The organism is Streptomyces sp. NPDC051133, from assembly GCF_040682635.1.
Taxonomy (GTDB): Bacteria; Actinomycetota; Actinomycetes; order Streptomycetales; family Streptomycetaceae; genus Streptomyces.
Map to the genome: position 1 here is coordinate 104,288 of NZ_JBFBBK010000007.1, position 17,742 is coordinate 122,029.

General features: G+C 70.7%; 18 protein-coding genes. 12 read left to right on the plus strand and 6 right to left on the minus strand.

Annotated elements, in window-relative coordinates; all coding sequences use genetic code 11:
* Window position 1: 1 nt before the first annotated feature.
* On the minus strand, window positions 2–1,042 hold the full coding sequence (locus AB0N17_RS10390; protein ID WP_366010867.1) for an HNH endonuclease: 1,041 nt from the start codon (window positions 1,040–1,042) through the stop codon (window positions 2–4).
* A 262-nt stretch (window positions 1,043–1,304) separates the two neighbouring features.
* On the opposite strand from AB0N17_RS10390, the gene AB0N17_RS10395 reads away from it, so the two are divergent.
* Window positions 1,305–1,820: a YwqJ-related putative deaminase gene (locus AB0N17_RS10395; RefSeq protein WP_366010767.1), complete on the plus strand. Its 516-nt coding sequence runs from the start codon at window positions 1,305–1,307 to the stop codon at window positions 1,818–1,820.
* A 61-nt stretch (window positions 1,821–1,881) separates the two neighbouring features.
* Window positions 1,882–2,373, plus strand: coding sequence for an SUKH-3 domain-containing protein (locus tag AB0N17_RS10400; RefSeq protein WP_366010768.1), 492 nt, complete (start codon window positions 1,882–1,884; stop codon window positions 2,371–2,373).
* A 24-nt stretch (window positions 2,374–2,397) separates the two neighbouring features.
* Here the strand turns inward: AB0N17_RS10400 and AB0N17_RS10405 are convergent, their stop codons facing one another.
* Window positions 2,398–3,699: a histidine kinase gene (locus AB0N17_RS10405; RefSeq protein ID WP_366010769.1), complete on the minus strand. Its 1,302-nt coding sequence runs from the start codon at window positions 3,697–3,699 to the stop codon at window positions 2,398–2,400.
* 524 nt (window positions 3,700–4,223) lie between these two features.
* Here AB0N17_RS10405 and glmU point away from each other — a divergent pair.
* The 5 genes from glmU (at window position 4,224) to AB0N17_RS10430 (ending at window position 8,872) form a co-directional block, all read left to right on the plus strand.
* A complete protein-coding gene (gene glmU, locus AB0N17_RS10410; protein ID WP_366010770.1) occupies window positions 4,224–5,672 on the plus strand; it encodes a bifunctional UDP-N-acetylglucosamine diphosphorylase/glucosamine-1-phosphate N-acetyltransferase GlmU in 1,449 nt (482 codons plus the stop codon).
* Between the two features lie 153 nt (window positions 5,673–5,825).
* A complete protein-coding gene (locus tag AB0N17_RS10415) occupies window positions 5,826–6,806 on the plus strand; it encodes a ribose-phosphate diphosphokinase (protein ID WP_366010771.1) in 981 nt (326 codons plus the stop codon).
* 232 nt (window positions 6,807–7,038) lie between these two features.
* The gene (locus AB0N17_RS10420) at window positions 7,039–7,635 is read left to right on the plus strand and encodes a 50S ribosomal protein L25/general stress protein Ctc (RefSeq protein WP_366010772.1); all 597 of its coding nucleotides are present in this window, start codon (window positions 7,039–7,041) and stop codon (window positions 7,633–7,635) included.
* Window positions 7,636–7,707: 72 nt separating this feature from the next.
* On the plus strand, window positions 7,708–8,313 hold the full coding sequence (gene pth, locus AB0N17_RS10425; RefSeq protein ID WP_366010773.1) for an aminoacyl-tRNA hydrolase: 606 nt from the start codon (window positions 7,708–7,710) through the stop codon (window positions 8,311–8,313).
* A 52-nt stretch (window positions 8,314–8,365) separates the two neighbouring features.
* On the plus strand, window positions 8,366–8,872 hold the full coding sequence (locus AB0N17_RS10430; RefSeq protein ID WP_366010774.1) for a hypothetical protein: 507 nt from the start codon (window positions 8,366–8,368) through the stop codon (window positions 8,870–8,872).
* Window positions 8,873–8,989: 117 nt separating this feature from the next.
* Here AB0N17_RS10430 and ppc read toward each other — a convergent pair whose 3' ends face one another.
* On the minus strand, window positions 8,990–11,722 hold the full coding sequence (gene ppc / locus AB0N17_RS10435) for a phosphoenolpyruvate carboxylase (protein ID WP_366010775.1): 2,733 nt from the start codon (window positions 11,720–11,722) through the stop codon (window positions 8,990–8,992).
* A 306-nt stretch (window positions 11,723–12,028) separates the two neighbouring features.
* On the opposite strand from ppc, the gene AB0N17_RS10440 reads away from it, so the two are divergent.
* From AB0N17_RS10440 to AB0N17_RS10450, 3 genes are all read left to right on the plus strand, one after another.
* On the plus strand, window positions 12,029–13,036 hold the full coding sequence (locus tag AB0N17_RS10440; protein ID WP_366010776.1) for a fatty acid desaturase: 1,008 nt from the start codon (window positions 12,029–12,031) through the stop codon (window positions 13,034–13,036).
* Window positions 13,033–13,710: a TetR/AcrR family transcriptional regulator gene (locus AB0N17_RS10445; protein WP_030751766.1), complete on the plus strand. Its 678-nt coding sequence runs from the start codon at window positions 13,033–13,035 to the stop codon at window positions 13,708–13,710. Before AB0N17_RS10440 ends, AB0N17_RS10445 begins: the two co-directional genes overlap by 4 nt.
* 61 nt (window positions 13,711–13,771) lie before the next feature.
* On the plus strand, window positions 13,772–14,023 hold the full coding sequence (locus AB0N17_RS10450; RefSeq protein WP_366010777.1) for a type II toxin-antitoxin system Phd/YefM family antitoxin: 252 nt from the start codon (window positions 13,772–13,774) through the stop codon (window positions 14,021–14,023).
* Between the two features lie 150 nt (window positions 14,024–14,173).
* Here AB0N17_RS10450 and AB0N17_RS10455 read toward each other — a convergent pair whose 3' ends face one another.
* Entirely contained in the window at window positions 14,174–14,554 is a 381-nt protein-coding gene (locus AB0N17_RS10455) for a glyoxalase (RefSeq protein ID WP_366010778.1), read from the minus strand.
* Window positions 14,555–14,556: 2 nt separating this feature from the next.
* Entirely contained in the window at window positions 14,557–15,369 is an 813-nt protein-coding gene (locus AB0N17_RS10460; RefSeq protein ID WP_366010779.1) for a trans-aconitate 2-methyltransferase, read from the minus strand.
* Window positions 15,370–15,457: 88 nt separating this feature from the next.
* On the opposite strand from AB0N17_RS10460, the gene tamR reads away from it, so the two are divergent.
* Window positions 15,458–15,955, plus strand: coding sequence for a MarR family transcriptional regulator TamR (gene tamR / locus AB0N17_RS10465; protein ID WP_069780386.1), 498 nt, complete (start codon window positions 15,458–15,460; stop codon window positions 15,953–15,955).
* Here tamR and AB0N17_RS10470 read toward each other — a convergent pair.
* The gene (locus AB0N17_RS10470) at window positions 15,914–16,681 is read right to left on the minus strand and encodes a response regulator transcription factor (RefSeq protein WP_366010780.1); all 768 of its coding nucleotides are present in this window, start codon (window positions 16,679–16,681) and stop codon (window positions 15,914–15,916) included. The genes tamR and AB0N17_RS10470 overlap by 42 nt on opposite strands.
* A gap of 246 nt (window positions 16,682–16,927) precedes the next feature.
* Between AB0N17_RS10470 and AB0N17_RS10475 the strand changes: the two genes are divergently transcribed.
* Window positions 16,928–17,383, plus strand: a complete 456-nt coding sequence (locus AB0N17_RS10475; RefSeq protein ID WP_366010781.1) for an N-acetyltransferase — start codon at window positions 16,928–16,930, stop codon at window positions 17,381–17,383.
* Window positions 17,384–17,742 lie beyond the last annotated feature (359 nt).

Consider the following 17,742-nt stretch of genomic DNA (forward strand, 5'->3'; position numbering starts at 1 on the left):
CTCACTCCCCCACCGGGCCGGAAGACGCCGAACCGGAAGACACCGGGACGACACGCGCGAAACCGCCGTCCACCATCAGATTCGCCACCGTCTCCAACTCCGGCGGACTGCCCGCCAGCCGGGACAGGAAGGCGTCGAAGTCGTCACCGCACGGCAGCAGCAACCGCTCCACCCGCTCCGCCGCCGACCACGACGGATCCGCGTCCCGCACATCGTCGTACGCGCAGAACCACACCGAACCGACCCGCTCGCCCTTCACCTTCACCGCGAGCAGCCCGCCCTGCACGAACACGACACCCAGGTAATCCTTCGTCAGGTGGTCGCGCAGACACTTGTTCACGTACACCAGGTCATTGACCGCCGCCTCGTCCCGCACCGTGAAGAACGGCTGGTCCACCAGCAGCCCCAGCTCGGCATCCAGCGCCGTACCCACGGGCGCACAGCCGCCCGCCGCCTTCAGGAACGAGCGGTACGCCCCCGGAAGCCGGTACCCCAGATCCTCCTCGACGCCCTGCACCTGCGCCTCCGACACCGCCACACCCGACTTCGGCAGCCCGAAATGCGCCGGCCGCGTCTCCTGCAACGGCCGCGTCCCCCGCTTGCCATGGTCCACCCGGGTCGTGGCCACCCCACCGTGATGCCGCAGCAACGCCTTCACCTCGACCGGAACCAGCTCCAGCCGCCGCGTCCCCACCACGTGATGCCACGTCCAGCCGTGCGGCGTCGCCACATCCGGCACCGTGTCCCACAGCTCGTGCTCCGCCGCCGCCAGCGCCGCGTTCGCCGACACGTAGTCCGTCAGCCGCAGCTCGTCGACCCCGAACCCCTCCGGCGGCTCGGCGATCTCCACCGCCACGCGCGCGTACGACGAGAAATCCGGGTAACCATGCTCATCGACCCGTACCCCTCTCGGGTGACGAGCCGCACGGACCGGATCCGGGAAGTGCACGACCTGCCCGGCGTAGGCCGCGTTCGGCGGCGCGGCTTGTCCCCCAGCCTGGCGGCTGGGCGGCGCCCCCAGCCCGAGCCGACCTGTCGTCATGGCGGTTGCCCCCTGCGGCGTCATCTCTGGCCTGAACGGCGGTGTCGATCGCGAACGCCGACAGCCTATGCGGTACACGCACCCCGGTCACCGGCCCACCGCAACCCCGCGGACACCACCCCTCCACTTCCGTGACCAGCCGTCAGCCCACCGTGATCACCCACACTCGCCCGGGCGTGTCGCGCCGCCCCAGCTTCCGCACCAGCCACGGCATTTGGCACCCTGTGTCCTTCGAGGGGACGCCCGGGGAGGGAAAACGATCATGAACGCCTTGCAGACCGGAGGCGCCGACGTGCGGGCCGGCGACCCCCGCATCGGCTGGAGCGGCACCGACACACCCACCGCCCCCACCCTCCGGCACCGCCGCGACGGCATCCTGCCCACCATCGCCGCCGCCCTCTCCGTACGCGGCGCCACCCTCACGGGCACCGCCGCCCGCGGCGACCGGCCCCCCACCCTCCACCCCCTCGTCCAGGACTTCCTCGACACCCTCACCAGCGCCCAACGCGACCGCTTCACCGGCCGCTGCGCCGAGACCATCCTCATCTCCCGCCACATCACCGCCGCCGACAGCGCCCGCAGCAAACGCGCCGGCCGCAGGCCCATGACCAACGGCGAAGCACGCAAAGCGCTCAAGCAGGCCAAACTCACCGCCCGCCGCATACGCGAGGACGGCGACCCCCTCCACGGCAGCTTCGCCACCCCCTGCCGCGCCTGCACCGCCCTCACCGCCCACTTCGGCGTCCGCATCGTCGACCCGACGGCAACCGACGGCTGAGAACCACCGTCAACCCCAGTACCACCCGCACCACACCGCCGGCACGACGAACGAAGGGCAGATGCACCCCGACCGCACCACCACCCGCTTCCCCGTCCCCGTCGACGCCGCCCTCCGCGCCGCCGGCTGGCAACCCGGACGCTGGGACATAAAACAAGCCGAGATCTGGGCGGACACCCTCCGCGACCACACCTCACCCGCCGGACACCGGCACGCCGTCTTCCCTGCCGCCGTCGAGGCCTGGGCCGAATTCGGCGGCCTCCACATCACCCCCGCCGGCACCGGCCGCCAGGTCGCCCCCGCCGCCCTCCACCTCGACCCGCTCCACGGACTCCACCACGCCCGCACCCTCGGCGACCTCGGCCGCGCCCTCGGCACCGAACTCAGCCCCCTCGGCGAGGAGACCGACACCGCCGCCCTCCTCGCCATCGACGCTGAAGGCCGCGTCTACACCATCGACCACACCGGCGACTGGTACGCCGGCCCCGACATCGACCACGCCCTCACCACCCTCGTCACCGGCATACAGCCCGCACGCCTCACCGCGGGCTGACCCCACCACCCCGGCACAGGGCCACTACACCGCCGGAATCACCGCCGACACCCGGAAACCCCCCGCATCCGTCGGCCCCGACACGAACACCCCACCCAACGCCACGACCCGCTCCCGCATCCCCAGCAGGCCGTTCCCACCCGACGGCAACCCCGCCGCCGACGCCGACCCCGGCTCCGGCGGCGACTCGTTCTCCACCTGCATCGCGATCTCCGACAGCCGATGCGCCAGCCGCACATGCGTCTTCGCCCCCGCCGCATGCTTGTGCACGTTCGTCAACGCCTCCTGCACCACCCGGTACGCCGTCTGCTCCACCTCCGCCGCATACGACCGCACCTCCCCCTCCACCGACAGATCCACGACCATCCCCGCCGCCGCCGACTGCCCGATCAACTCCTCCAGCTCCCCCAGCCACGGCCCGTCCTCCACCGCGACCCGCGACGCCGCGGCCGCGGCCGCCTCCCGCACCGCCGCCAACGGCACCCCCGCCGCACGCCGGCCCACGTCCTCCCCCGCCCGCAGCACCCCGAGCATCTCCCGCAACTCGGTCAACGCCTGCCGCCCCATGTCCCCCACCAGAGCAGCGTTCCTGACCGCCTTCTCCGGGTCCTTCCGCGCCACCGCCTGCAACGCCGCCGCATGCACCACCATGAGGCTCACCCGGTGAGCCACCACGTCATGCATCTCCCGGGCGATCCGCGTCCGCTCCTCGTTACGCGCCCACTCGGCCCGCTCCTCCGCCCGCTCCGCGAGCAACTGAAGCTCCCGCTCCAGCGAATCCGCCCGCTCCCGCAAGCTCTCCATCAACCGACGCCTCGCCCCGACGTACAACCCCAGCAGCACCGGCGGAGCCGTCAGCCCGAGCGCCGTCGTCACCGCCGCGAACGGCACGAACCAGTCACCGAGCGTCAGATCGCCCCGCGCCATGTCCTGCCGCACCCGCACGAACGTCACCACCGCCGTCCCCAGCAGCGACATCCCCGCCAGCGCACCGATCACCCGCCGCGGCAGCTCGCAGGCCGCCAGCGTGTACAGGCCGACGACGCCCAGCAGGAACCCCATCTCGGCGGGCGTGATCGCGATGGCGACGAGCACCACGGCGATCGGCCACTTCCGCCGCACGAGCAGCACCGAGCCGGCCACCACCCCGAACACGATCCCGACCCACACCGGGATCCCCGCGTCCCGGGCGAACGGGATCCCCTCAGCACCGCACTCCACGGCGGACGCCAGCGCGAGACACCCGTCGAACACCGCACTGCGCCACCTGTCCCACCACCACGGGCCGGTCAGGCCCCTGGCATGCTCTTCCCCCGTCGTGGTCATGCCTCCAGCCTACGGGCGGCCCCCATGCCTTTTCCGGTGACTTTCGCCGACCTCCACACACCACACCCGGTGACCGAACGACCTCGAAATCAGCCACTGTCCATCGAACTGGCGAACCCTTCCCGTTCGATCCCGGAACACGGCATTCCGCCCGGACGGTATGCGTATGACACATGCACCCGGCAAATACGCAGACTTCGAGGAACCGCGAAGGTGCCTAGTGATCAAAGTCCCGAAAGGCGCCGACTTGTACCGTCGCATCGAAGGCTCCGGGTACGGCATAGTGTTGCGTGCCGACTCGGCAACCCGACTGAATGTCCGGTTTGATCGAGTTTAATCCCCCATGGTGTAATCAGGCAGCACTGAGGGTTTTGGTCCCTTAAGTTCAGGTTCGAATCCTGATGGGGGAGCTGCTCGCTTACGGGCCCTGACTACACGGTCAGGGCCCGCACTCATACCCCCCGAAACCTCCCCCGGTATCCTGCGGCTGTCACCCCCACCACCCACAGCCGAAGGGCAACCCCGTGAGCGCCATCCGCCCGGCAGCCGTCGTCGTTCTCGCAGCGGGTGAGGGCACCCGTATGAAGTCGGCGACACCCAAGGTCCTGCACGAGATCTGCGGCCGTTCCCTCGTCGGTCATGTGCTGGCCGCCGCCCGTGAGTTGGACCCGCAGAGCCTGGTCGTGGTCGTGGGCCACGCCCGTGAGCAGGTCACCGCGCACCTCGCCGAGATCGACCCGGAGACCCGGACCGCCGTACAGGCGCAGCAGAAGGGGACCGGGCACGCGGTGCGGATGGGTCTGGAGGAGCTGGGCGGCGCCGTGGAGGGGACCGTCGTGGTCGTCTGCGGTGACACCCCGCTGCTGACCGCCGAGACGCTGAAGCAGCTCGCGGGCACCCATGCCGCCGACGGCAACGCGGTGACGGTGCTGACGGCCGAGGTTCCGGACGCGACCGGTTACGGCCGGATCGTGCGGGACGAGGCGTCGGGTGCCGTGACCGCGATCGTGGAGCACAAGGACGCGTCCGATGCGCAGCGGTCGATCCGGGAGATCAACAGCGGTGTGTTCGCGTTCGACGGCCGGCTGCTGGCGGAGGCGCTGAAGCGGGTGCGGACGGACAACAGTCAGGGCGAGGAGTACCTGACGGACGTGCTCGGGATTCTGCGGGAGGCGGGACACCGGGTGGGTGCGTCGGTGGCCGGTGACCACCGGGAGATCGCCGGGATCAACAACCGGGTGCAGCTGGCCGAGGCGCGCCGGATCCTGAACGACCGGCTGCTGACGGCGGCGATGCTGGAGGGGGTCACGGTCGTCGATCCGGCGTCGACGTGGGTGGATGTGACGGTGTCGTTCGAGCGGGATGCGGTGGTGCATCCGAACACGCTGCTGACGGGGTCGACGCGGGTGGGTGAGGGCGCCGAGGTGGGGCCGAACAGCCGGCTGCGGGACACGAAGGTCGGTGCGGGGGCGCGGGTGGACAACACGGTGTCCGAGGGGGCCGTGGTGGGTGCCGGGGCGTCGGTGGGGCCGTACGCCTATCTGCGTCCTGGTACGCGTCTGGGTGCGCAGGGCAAGATCGGGACGTACGTCGAGACGAAGAACGCGAAGATCGGTGAGGGCACGAAGGTGCCTCATCTGTCGTACGTCGGTGATGCGACGATCGGTGAGTACACGAACATCGGGGCGGCGAGTGTGTTCGTGAACTACGACGGTCAGGACAAGCACCACACCACGGTCGGGTCGCATTGCCGGACGGGTTCGGACAACATGTTTGTGGCTCCTGTCACGGTCGGGGACGGCGCTTACACCGCTGCCGGCTCCGTGATCACGAAGGATGTGCCGCCCGGTTCGCTGGCCGTGGCCCGTGGCCAGCAGCGGAATATCGAGGGTTGGGTGGCGCGGAAGCGTCCGGGCAGCGCGGCGGCGAAGGCTGCCGAGGAGGTGTCCGGGCGGGGCGAGGGCGAGGGCTGACGGGAAACGGGTGCGCCAAACACGGCGTACCGTGATAAGTGCACATCCGCACGCGTGCACCCGCACCCTTACCAGCTGATACGGCCTCTCACGCCCAGCCGAGAGGTCGCCGAGCAGCCGGCTGGCTGAGACAACCTCTGAGGAGACAGTGCTGTGACCGGGATCAAGACGACCGGCGAGAAGAAGTTGATGTTCTTCTCCGGCCGCGCCCACCCCGAGCTTGCCGAGGAGGTCGCCCAGCAGCTGGGTGTCGGGGTCGTCCCGACGAAGGCCTTCGACTTCGCGAACGGCGAGATCTACGTCCGTTACCAGGAGTCGGCGCGTGGTGCGGACTGCTTCGTGATCCAGAGCCACACGGCTCCGATCAACCAGTGGATCATGGAGCAGTTGATCATGATCGACGCGCTGAAGCGTGCGTCGGCCCGTTCCATCACGGTGATCGTGCCGTTCTACGGTTACGCGCGGCAGGACAAGAAGCACCGGGGCCGTGAACCGATTTCGGCGCGTCTGATCGCGGATCTGATGAAGACGGCGGGTGCGGACCGGATCCTGACCGTGGATCTGCACACGGACCAGATCCAGGGCTTCTTCGACGGTCCGGTGGATCACCTGTTCGCGCTGCCGCTGCTCGCGGATTACGTGGGCGAGAAGGTGGACCGGAACAAGCTGACGGTGGTGTCGCCGGACGCGGGCCGGGTGCGGGTGGCGGACCGGTGGTGTGACCGGCTCGGTGCGCCGCTGGCGATCGTGCACAAGCGGCGTGACAAGGACGTGGCGAACCAGGTGACCGTCCACGAGGTCGTGGGTGAGGTCAAGGGGCGCGTGTGCGTGCTGGTGGACGACATGATCGACACCGGCGGGACGATCTGTGCGGCCGCCGACGCGCTGTTCGCGCACGGTGCGGAGGATGTCATCGTGACGGCGACGCACGGTGTGCTGTCGGGTCCTGCCGCGGACCGGCTGAAGAACTCGCGGGTGAGTGAGTTCGTGTTCACGAACACGCTGCCGACGCCGGGTGAGCTGGCGGCGGATCTGGACAAGATCAAGGTGCTGTCGATCGCTCCGACGATCGCGAGTGCGGTGCGTGAGGTGTTCGAGGACGGTTCGGTGACGAGCCTCTTCGACGAGCAGTGAGGTTTCTGCACCCCTTGCTGCACCCCTTTCCGCACTCCTTTCCGCGCCTCCGCGTGAGGTAGCCGAAGATCCTTTTGGGTACGGCCTCCCCCTCCGAGTAGACTGCTGCAGTTGCTCGGCGAGGGAGGCCGTACTCGTGTGTACGGCGGTCCGTTATCGACGCGCTCTTCGTAGCAGGCCGTTCGTGGCCGGGTGACCACGTCCGTTCCCAGTTCTACGAGGAGTGATCCATATGTCCGAGGTGAAGCTCGCCGCCGAGACCCGTACCGAGTTCGGCAAGGGTGCGGCCCGTCGCATCCGCCGTGAGAGCAAGGTTCCGGTCGTTCTCTACGGCCACGGCACCGACCCGGTGCACCTGACCCTGCCGGGTCACGAGCTGCTGCTGGCGCTGCGTACGCCGAACGTCCTGATCTCCCTGGACATCGACGGCAAGAGCAACGAGCTGGCGATCCCGAAGGCCGTGCAGCGTGACCCGCTGAGGGGCTTCCTGGAGCACGTCGACCTGCTGCTGGTCAAGCGTGGCGAGAAGGTCACGGTCGAGATCCCGGTCCACACCGAGGGCGAGCTGGCCCCGGGTGGCAACCTGCTCGAGCACGTCCTGAACGCGCTGCCGGTCGAGGCCGAGGCCACGCACATCCCCGAGGCCGTCACCGTCTCCGTCGAGGGCCTGGAGGCCGGTGCCTCCATCCACGCCAAGGACATCAAGCTCCCGGGCGGCGTGACCCTGGCCGTCGAGGAGGACGCCGTCGTCCTGCAGGTCCTGGCCGCGCAGGCCGAGGAGACCGAGGGTGAAGAGGCCGCCGAGGGCGAAGAGGTCGCCGAGGCCTGATCCTCGCCGTCATCATCTGTTCAGCCGCCGCTTCCCTCGCGGGGAGCGGCGGCTGGCGCGTATCAAGGAGACATGGACGTGAGCACCCCCGCCAGCACTGATCCCTGGCTGATCGTCGGGCTCGGGAATCCCGGGCCGGAGTACGCCATGAACCGGCACAACGTCGGGTTCATGGTGGTGGACCTGCTCGCGGAGCGGATCGGGGGGAAGTTCAAGCGGGCGGGCAAGGCGCAGGCGCAGGTGCTGGAGGGGCGGATCGGTCCGGCGGGGCCGGCCGGCCGCCGGGTGGTGCTGGCGAAGCCGATGTCGTACATGAACCTGTCCGGCGGTCCGGTGAACGCGCTGAAGGACTTCTACAAGGTGCCGGTGGCGAACGTCGTGGCGGTGCACGACGAGCTGGACATCGACTACGGGGTGCTCCGTCTGAAGCTGGGCGGCGGGGACAACGGGCACAACGGCCTGAAGTCGATGACGAAGGCCATGGGCGCGGACTATCACCGGGTGCGGTTCGGGATCGGCCGGCCTCCGGGTCGTATGCAGGTGGCGGACTTCGTGCTGAAGGACTTCGCGTCGGCGGAGCGCAAGGAGCTGGACTACTTCGTGGACCGTGCGGCGGACTCGGTGGAGTGTCTGGTGACGGAGGGGCTGGAGCGGGCGCAGAGCGCGTACAACTCCTGACATGTAGTGGTACCGCGGACGGGTGAGTTGACCGGTCGTGGGAGTTTGGCCAATGATCCCGGCCATGCCTGCCACAGCCAGCTCAGCCCGCCAGGCGTCCGTGTCCGCGTTGCGGTTCGGGCGGCTCTCGGCGATGGGTGTCCTCGCCGCGCTGATCCTCTTCGCGGGGGTGTGGGGTTCCTGGGGGACCGCGCAGCACGTGATGCTGACCAAGGGGCGCGAACAGGGCACGGTGCGGGTGACGGCCTGTGCGGGCGACAGGTGCAGTGGGCCGTTCTCGCCGGTGTCGGCGGGGGCGCGGGCGCACGCGCGCGTGGAGCTGGAGAAGTCCGTGGCGGTGCGCAAGGGGCGGACGTACGACGTCGTCCTGAAGCCCGGTACCGGGGACGCTCTGCGGTCGGGTCCGGCCGGAATACTGTACGCCTGGCTGCCGTTGGGCGGGGCGTTGCTGCTGGCGTCGGTGGTGGTGGCCGGCGGCATGCGGCTGACGCGGGTGGCGTGGGTGCTGGGGCTGGCGGGTGCGGCCCTGCTGACGTCGGCGTTCCTGGCCGTGCAGTGAGCCGAGTCGTGCGGTGAGCGGAGCCGTGCGGTGAGCCGAGTCGTGCGGTGAGCGGATGAGAAGAGGGTGCCCCCGGGGTCGTACGGCCTCGGGGGCACCCTCTTGTCCGGCTGCGGGTCAGCCGGTGTTGCGCAGGCCCGCCGCCACGCCGTTGACGGTGAGGAGCAGGGCGCGGGCGAGCAGCGGGTCGGGGTTCGCGCCGGCGGCGGCCTCGTCGCGCTGGCGCTTGAGCAGGGTGACCTGGAGGTAGGAGATCGGGTCCAGGTAGGCGTCGCGGATGGTGAAGGTCTGCTTGAGGACGGGCTGGGCGTCCAGCAGTTCCTGCCCGCCGGTGACGCGGAGCACCTCGCGGACGGTCAGCTCGTGTTCGGCCTTGATGGTGTCGAAGACGTGCTTGAGGTCGTCGGGGACGAGGGTGTCGACGTAGTGCTGGGCGATGCGCAGGTCGGTCTTCGCGAGGGTCATCTCGACGTTGGAGATGAAGTTGCGGAAGAAGTGCCACTGTTCGTGCATCTCGCCGAGCACGGTGTCCAGACCGGTTTCCCGCAGCGCCTTGAGGCCGGAGCCGACGCCGAACCAGCCGGGCACGATCTGCCGGGACTGGGTCCAGCCGAACACCCACGGGATGGCGCGCAGGCCGTCGAGGGAGACGCCCGAGCCGGGGCGGCGGGAGGGCCGCGAGCCGAGGTGCAGCTCGGCGAGCTGGTCGACGGGCGTGGAGGCGAGGAAGTACGTCGGCAGGTCGGGGTCCTCGACGAGCCGGCGGTAGGCGGCGTGGGCGGCGTCGGAGACGACGTCCATGGCGGCGTCCCAGCGGGCGAGGGCCTCGTCGGACTGGCGGGGCGCGGTGTGCAGGGCGGAGGCCTGCAGGGTGGCCGCGACGGTCAGTTCCAGGTTCTCCCGGGCGAGGGAGGGGATGAGGTACTTGTCGGAGATGACCTCGCCCTGCTCGGTGACCTTGATCTCGCCTTCGAGGGTGCCCCAGGGCTGGGCGAGGATGGCGTCGTGGGAGGGGCCGCCGCCGCGGCCGACGGTGCCGCCGCGGCCGTGGAAGAGGCGCAGGCGGACGCCGTAGCGGTGGGCGACGTCGCGCAGCCGGCGCTGGGCGCGGTGGATCTCCCACTGGCTGGTGGTGATGCCGCCGAACTTGGAGGAGTCGGAGTAGCCGAGCATGACCTCCTGGACGTCGCCGCGCAGCGCGACCAGGCGCCGGTAGGACGGGTCGGAGAGCATGTCCTCCAGGATGGTGTCGGCGGCCTTGAGTTCGTCCGTGGTCTCCAGGAGGGGGACGATGCCGATCTTGGCCCAGCCGGCGTGCAGGTCGAGGAGGCCTGCCTCGCGGGCGAGGACGGCGGCGGCGAAGACGTCGTCGGCGCCCTGGCACATGGAGATGATGTAGGACTCGATGACTTCGGGGCCGAAGACCTGCAGGGCCTTCTTGACGGTCTCGAAGACGCCGAGGGTCTTGGCGCCGGCGGCGTCGACGGGGGCCGGGGTGGGGGCGAGCGGCCTGCGGGACCTGAGTTCCTTTGCGAGGAGCCGGGCGCGGTACTCGCGGGGCATGTCGGCGTAGCGCCAGGACTCCTCGCCGAGGCGGTCGAAGAGCTGGCCGAGGGCGTGGTGGTGGGCGTCGGCGTGTTCGCGGACGTCCATGGTGGCGAGCTGGAGGCCGAAGGCGGCCAGGGTGCGGATGGTGCGGCCGAGGCGGCCGTCGGCGAAGAGGCCGCCGCGGTGCTCCCTGAGGGAGGTCTGGATGATCCGCAGGTCGCCGAGCAGCTCGCTGGTGCCGAGGTAGTCGCGGCCTTCCTGGTGCGGGATGTTCTGGGCGAGGCGCTGCTTGGTGTTCTCCAGCTTCTGCCGGATGCAGGTGGCCTTGAGGCGGTAGGGCTCCTCGGCGTTGAGGCGCTTGTAGCGGGGGCTGATCTCGGGCAGACGGTCGAGGTCGGCCTTGAGGGATTCGAGGAGTTCCTCGGTGGCGCCGGTGTAGCGGATGGAGTTGGAGAGCAGTCCGCGCAGTTCGTCGATCATCTCCAGGGCGTCGTTGATGCCGTGTTCGTGCTGGAGGATGAGGACGTCCCAGGTGACCTGGGGGGTGACGTTGGGGTTGCCGTCGCGGTCGCCGCCGATCCAGGTGCCGAAGGTGACCGGGCGGGTGTCGTCGGGGAGCTTGACGCCGACGCGTTCGAGTTCGGCGGTGAGGTCCTCCAGGACGTCGCCCACCGCGCCCGCGTGGAGTTCGTCGAGGTAGTAGATGGCGTTGCGGGCCTCGTCGGCGGGTTCGGGGCGTACGACGCGCAGCTCGTCGGTCTGCCAGACGAGGTCGATGTTCTCGGCGAGGCGGACGTCGTGGCGGCGGCGGTCGGAGTCGAGGACGGGCTCCTCCAGGAGCGCGGCGATGCGCCGGAGCTTGTTCAGGACCGACCGGCGCGCGGCTTCGGTGGGATGTGCCGTGAAGACCGGGCGGACGTTGAGGTTCTGGACGGTCTGCCTGAGGTGCTCGGGGTCGGCGTCCTTGAGGCGGTCGGCGGTCCGGGCGAGGAGGCCGCCCTCGGCGGCGCGCCGGGCGCGCAGCTCGCGGCCGCGGTGCACCTGTTCGGTGACGTTGGCCAGGTGGAAGTAGGTGGAGAAGGCGCGGACCAGCTTGGCCGCGGTCTCCAGTTCGGTGCCGCGCAGCAGTTCGGCGGCGGCCTCACCGTCCTCGCGGGTGAGGCGGCGGACCTTCTCGACCAGGTCGAGGAGCTCGGGACCCTCTTGCCGGACGAGGGTCTCGCCGAGGAGATCACCCAGGCGGCGGATGTCGGCGCGCAGCTCGGTGCTGGCCGTGGTGGTCTGGTCGTCGGCACTGCTCACAGGTGCGGCTCCTTGCAGTGTTGAAGCTCGTCTGGGAGGGAACCCGTCCGTCCGCCACGCGGCGGCGGGTGCCGCATACGGGCCGGAGCGTCCGGGAAGGAAACTTCAGCGGACCGCGCTGTCCGACCGAGACCAAGGATAGGTGTCCATGCGGGACGCGCAGGCTCTGGGGCTCGTGCCGCCGCACGACACGCTGCCATACTTACGACGCCGTAGGTTACGGAACCGTAGGGAAGTACCGTCGAGTCCCGTCCGGTCCCGGCGGCCCGGCATCTGCCTCGACCCTCGACCCCCCAGGGGACGCGCATGACCTCAAGTTCCGATGTGATCGACGACCCCCGTAAGGCCACCGGCGCACCGATTCCGTCCGCGACGCTGGGCGGGGAACAGAAGCGTTCGATCGAGCAGATCACGCTGCTGCTCTTCATCATCGTGCCGTTCCTGGCGCTGGTGGCGGCGGTGCCGCTGGCCTGGGGCTGGGGGGTGAGCTGGCTCGATCTGGGCCTGCTGGTGTTCTTCTACTACCTCGGCTGCCACGGCATCACGATCGGCTTCCACCGGTACTTCACCCACGGTTCGTTCAAGGCCAAGCGGCCTCTCAGGATCGCGCTGGCGGTCATGGGGTCGATGGCCGTCGAGGGCCCCCTGGTGCGCTGGGTGGCCGATCACCGCAGGCATCACAAGTTCTCCGACGCCGAGGGCGACCCGCACTCGCCGTGGCGGTTCGGTGAGACGGTCCCGGCACTGATCAAGGGTCTGTGGTGGGCGCACATCGGCTGGATGTTCGACGAGGAGCAGACCCCGCAGGAGAAGTACGCGCCGGACCTGATCAAGGATCCGGCGATCCGTGCGGTCTCCCGCCAGTTCGTGCTGTGGACAGCGCTGTCGCTGGCGCTGCCCGCGGTCATCGGCGGTCTGGTGACGATGTCCTGGTGGGGCGCGTTCACCGGGTTCTTCTGGGGTTCACTCGTGCGGGTGGCCCTGCTGCACCACGTCACCTGGTCGATCAACTCGATCTGTCACGCGGTGGGCAAGCGGCCGTTCAAGTCGCGGGACCGTTCGGGCAACGTGTGGTGGCTGGCGGTGCTGTCGTGCGGTGAGTCCTGGCACAACCTGCACCACGCCGACCCGACGTCGGCGCGGCACGGGGTGATGCGCGGCCAGCTCGACTCCTCGGCGCGGTTCATCCGCATCTTCGAGCTGTGCGGGTGGGCGTACGACGTGCGCTGGCCGTCACGCTCGCGTATCGATTCGCGCCGCAACACCGAGGAAGGCGGCTCCCGGCGCCGGAAGGAGACGGCGAAGGCGGCATGATTGACGCCGTGGCGACCGACTCCAGCAGCACCTCGGGCAATGACAAGCAACGGCGGACCCGCCGGACACGGATGACCGGCGCCGAGCGCCGCCAGCAGCTGCTGGAGATCGGTCGCACCCTCTTCGCGGCGAAGGGTTTCGAGGGCACGTCGGTGGAGGAGATCGCGGCGAAGGCCGGGGTGTCCAAGCCGGTGGTGTACGAGCACTTCGGCGGCAAGGAGGGGCTGTACGCGGTGGTGGTCGACCGCGAGATGCGGCGGCTGCTGGACATGGTGACGGGCTCGCTGACGGCCGGTCACCCGCGCGAGCTGTGCGAGCAGGCGGCGTTCGCGCTGCTCGACTACATCGAGGAGTACACGGACGGCTTCCGGATCCTGGTCCGGGACTCCCCCATCCCGCAGTCCACGGGCTCCTTCGCCTCCCTGATCTCGGACATCGCCACCCAGGTGGAGGACATCCTGGGCCGCGAGTTCAAGTCCCGTGGGTTCGACCCGAAGCTGGCCCCGCTGTACGCGCAGGCGCTGGTCGGCATGGTCGCGCTGACCGGGCAGTGGTGGCTGGACGTGCGCCGCCCGAAGAAGGCGGAGGTGGCGGCGCATCTGGTGAACCTGGCGTGGCACGGCCTGGACGGGCTGGAGCAGAAGCCGCGGCTGATAGGGCACCGCAAGAGCTGAGGCTCACCGGAAGAGGTGACACCGGTGGTCACTCAAAGGCACCGTTCGGAATCATGGCGGCATGACTCGTATCGCCCTCAGCGCAGCCCGTTCCCAGCTCGATGACCTGGTCCGACGTGCGGCACACGGCCGGGAGACCATCGCCCTCACCGATCGCGGGCATGTGGTCGCGCTCCTCGTCTCGCCGCAGGTGATGGAGGATCTCGAAGACGCGCTGGCGGTCGCGGAGTATCAGTGGCGCAAGGCCGCGGGCACGCTCGAGCCCGGCATCCCTCACGAAGAGGTCAGGCGCACCCTCGGGCTGCGCCCGTGATCTGCCGTTTCATCCGGGAACCCAGCGCCCCCTACCAGGCCGGCCGATGCCTCAAGGAAGACCCCGCCCGTCGACACCCGGCGTCCGTGCGTGGGCGAGCGACTACCCGCGTCCTGCACACCATCGACGACGAGGTGATCCACATCCTCGTCACTCACCTCGGCCGGACGGCCTGACCCGCTCCAGGAACTCCAGGCGGTTGCCGACGGGGTCCTCGGAGTAGAAGCGCAGGTGGCCGGGGAGGTTGTCGTCCCAGGTCACCGGGGCGCCGAGGGCCTGCAGCCGGGCGGCGAAGGCCTCGATGCCCGCCACCCGCAGCCCTGGGTGGGCCTTTCTCGCGGGCCGGAAGCCTTCCTCCACGCCGACGTGGAGCTGGACGGAGCCGGCCTCGAACCAGCAGCCCCCGCGCGCCGCCAGGGCGGGCGGCTTGGGGATCTCGGTCATGCCGAGGACGCCGGCGTAGTACGAGCGCAGCGCGTCCTCCGCCCCGGGCGGTGCGGCCAGCTGCACGTGATCGACGGCCACCAGCATCCTCAGCCTTCCTTCACGGCGACGGCGAACAGCCGGCGGAACGGCAGGACGGTGCCGTAGGGGGCGCTCGGGTAGGCCTGGCGCAGCAGGTCCCGGTACTCGGTGACGAAGGCGTCCCGTGCCTCGGGGTCGTCGGCGAGGGCGGTCAGGGCGGGCCGCAGTCCGGTGCCCTTCACCCAGTCCAGGACCGGGTCCTCGCCGTGAAGGACGTGGAAGTACGTCGTCTGCCACACGTCGGTGGCGCAGCCGAGGCGGGCGAGCCGGTCCAGGTAGGCGCCGGGGGTGTGCACGGAGTCGGTGTGGCGCAGGACGTCGGCGAGGCGGGACTTCCAGCGGGGGGTGCCGGCGAGGTCGCGCATCAGGGCGTGCAGCGGGGCGTCGATGTTGTCGGGGACCTGGAAGGCGAAGGTGCCGCCGGGCCTCAGGCCCGCGATCCAGTCGGCGAAGCGGTCGGCGTGGCCCGGCACCCACTGGAGGGTGGCGTTGGAGACGATCAGGTCGTACGGCTCCTCGGGCGTCCAGGTACGGGCGTCGGCGTGGGCGAAGTCGAGGCGGCCCGCGCCGGCCGTCGGCCCCTCCTGGTCGACGTGGGCCTTGTCGAGCATCTCGGGCGAGTTGTCGTAGCCGGTGACGTGGGCCGCGGGCCAGCGTGCGGTGAGCAGCACGGTGACGTTGCCGGGGCCGCAGCCGAGGTCGGCGATGCGGGGCCGGTCGCCGGGGAGGGCGGGCACCCGCGCGATGAGGTCGGCGAAGGGGCGGGCGCGGTGGCCGGCGTGGCGGAGGTACTGGGCGGGGTCCCAGGTGGGCGTCGTCATGACAGCACTGTCCCGGGAAATATCTCTCGATGTCAAGAGACTCGACATCAAGAGACTTCACGTCGACACAACCACTACACTGATCTCCATGGAGGACGAGGTCGATCGGCTGGTCGCAGCGTGGCGCCGGGAGCGTCCGGACCTCGACGTGGAACCGCTGGAAGTGCTCAGCCGGGTGAGCCGACTCGCCCGGCACCTGGATCGCGCCCGCCGGCTGGCCTTCGCCGAGCACCAGCTCGAACCGTGGGAGTTCGACGTGCTGACCGCGCTCAGGCGCGCGGGCACGCCGTACCAGCTCTCCCCCGGGCAGCTGCTGACGCAGACCCTGGTCACCTCGGGCACGATGACCAACCGGATCGACCGGCTCGCGAAGAAGGGCCTGGTCGAGCGGTTGCCCGACCCGAGCGACCGGCGGGGCGTGCTGGTCCGGCTGACCGACACCGGCCGGGACCGCGCGGACCAGGCCCTCGCGGGGCTGCTGGAGCAGGAGCGGGCGATCCTCGCCGAGCTGTCCCGCGCCCAGCGGGCGGAGCTGGCCGGGCTGCTACGCCAGCTGACCGCCCCGTTCGACAACATCCCCGGTTAGGTCGGCCGGCCCCACCCCGGCCCGCCGGGCCAGCGCGACGGCGGCCAGCGTGGAGTGGACGCCCAGCTTGCCGAGGACGTTCTGCATGTGGGTGCGCACGGTGTGCGGGGAGAGGAACAGCCGCTCGGCGACCGCCTTGCGGCCGAGCCCGGCGACCATGCAGCGCAGCACCTCCCGCTCGCGCGGCGTGAGGGACTCCACCAGCCGCTCGCTCTCGGTCCGGTGCCGGCGGGCGGCGGTCAGCTCCTTGAGGACCCCGGTGAGCAGGGCGGGCGGCAGATGCGTCTCGTCGCGCAGCACCCCGCGGATCACCGTGAGCAGCCGTGACAGCGAGCAGTCCTTGGCGACCCATCCCGAGGCACCGGCCTGCAGCGCGAGCGCCGCCCGCCGGGGGTCGTCCTTCTCGGCGAGGACCACGATCCGTACGGCGGGCTGGGCGGCTCTGACCCCGGCGACGAGCGAGATGCCGTCGACCAGCCCGTCCTCGTTGCCGTCCTGCACCGGGACGGCCGGGCGGGCGCCGGGCAGCCGGCCGCCCAGGTCGGCGTCGACGAGGAGGACGTCATAGCGGCGGCCCTCACCGGCCGCCCGTTCCAGGCAGCGCAGTGCGGCCGGGCCGCTGCCGGCGGCGAAGACGTCGACGTCGGGCTCGGCGGCCAGTGCCGCGGCGAGCGACTCGGCGAAGATGCGGTGGTCGTCGACGACCAGGACTCGGATGCGAACCACGAAACCCCTCCCGGACCGGGCCTGGTCCTCCGGAGAACGGCGACCCTGTGCGGACACGGCACCTGCGGCAAGGAACACCCGCCGCACGGCCGCCGCCGTCGCGGACACTGCTACCCCCACCGCGGGTGCCGTACCCGCTTGTCTCGCCCCCTGATCAGCACCGGCCCCCACCGGTGCTGTTCCTCAGAGTACGGATGGGAGCACGGAGCGGAAGGAGATTTGCAGAACTGACCGTCCGGCGCGTTTATGGTGTGCCGCATGTTTCGTATCGAGGCGGAAGTCGACAAAGCTCGACGTGATCTGCTCCACTCACGGCTGCGGGACACCAACACGGCGGCGTCCCCGGTGCTGGCGGCCCTGCGCGGCACCCCCGGCGAACGCGACATGCCCCTGCACGTGTGGGCCCTGGACTCCTCGGGCGGCCTGGCGGGCGGCCTGGTCGGCCACACCTGGACCGCCTGGCTGCACGTCACCTACCTGTGGGTCGACGCCGTCCACCGCGGCGCGGGCCTGGGCTCGCGGCTGCTGGCGGAGGCGGAGGCCCTGGCCCGCACCACCCGCGGCTGTACGGCGTCCCGCCTGGAGACCTGGGACTTCCAGGCACCCGGCTTCTACAAGAAGCAGGGGTACCAGGTGGTGGGGGTGGTCCCGGACTACCCGCCGGGCATCACGGAGTTCACGCTGACCAAGCGGCTGGACTGACGGGGGCTCACTCCCCCGCGGAAGGCGGGGGCGCAGGCGGGGGCGGGCAGGGCGGCCGGGACGGGATCCGGGGCCCGGGCGGTCCCGACGGCGCGGGCGGAGGCGGCTGCGGCTCCATCGAACGCCGGGGCCGGGGGGCCGGCGGCCGCGGCGTCAGCGGCGGAGCCGGGGCCGGCGGGGGCGGGGGCGGCGGTTCGTCGGCCGCGAGCACGGGACCGCCCGCCCGCAGCCGCTCGACGGTCCGCTCGGCCCGGCGCCGGGCCCGGGGGTCGTCGTCCCGCCGGAAGAACAACCGCAGGCTGACGGGGGCGGGCAACCCGAACACGCGACCTGGGCCACGGAGGCGCTCGACGGAGACC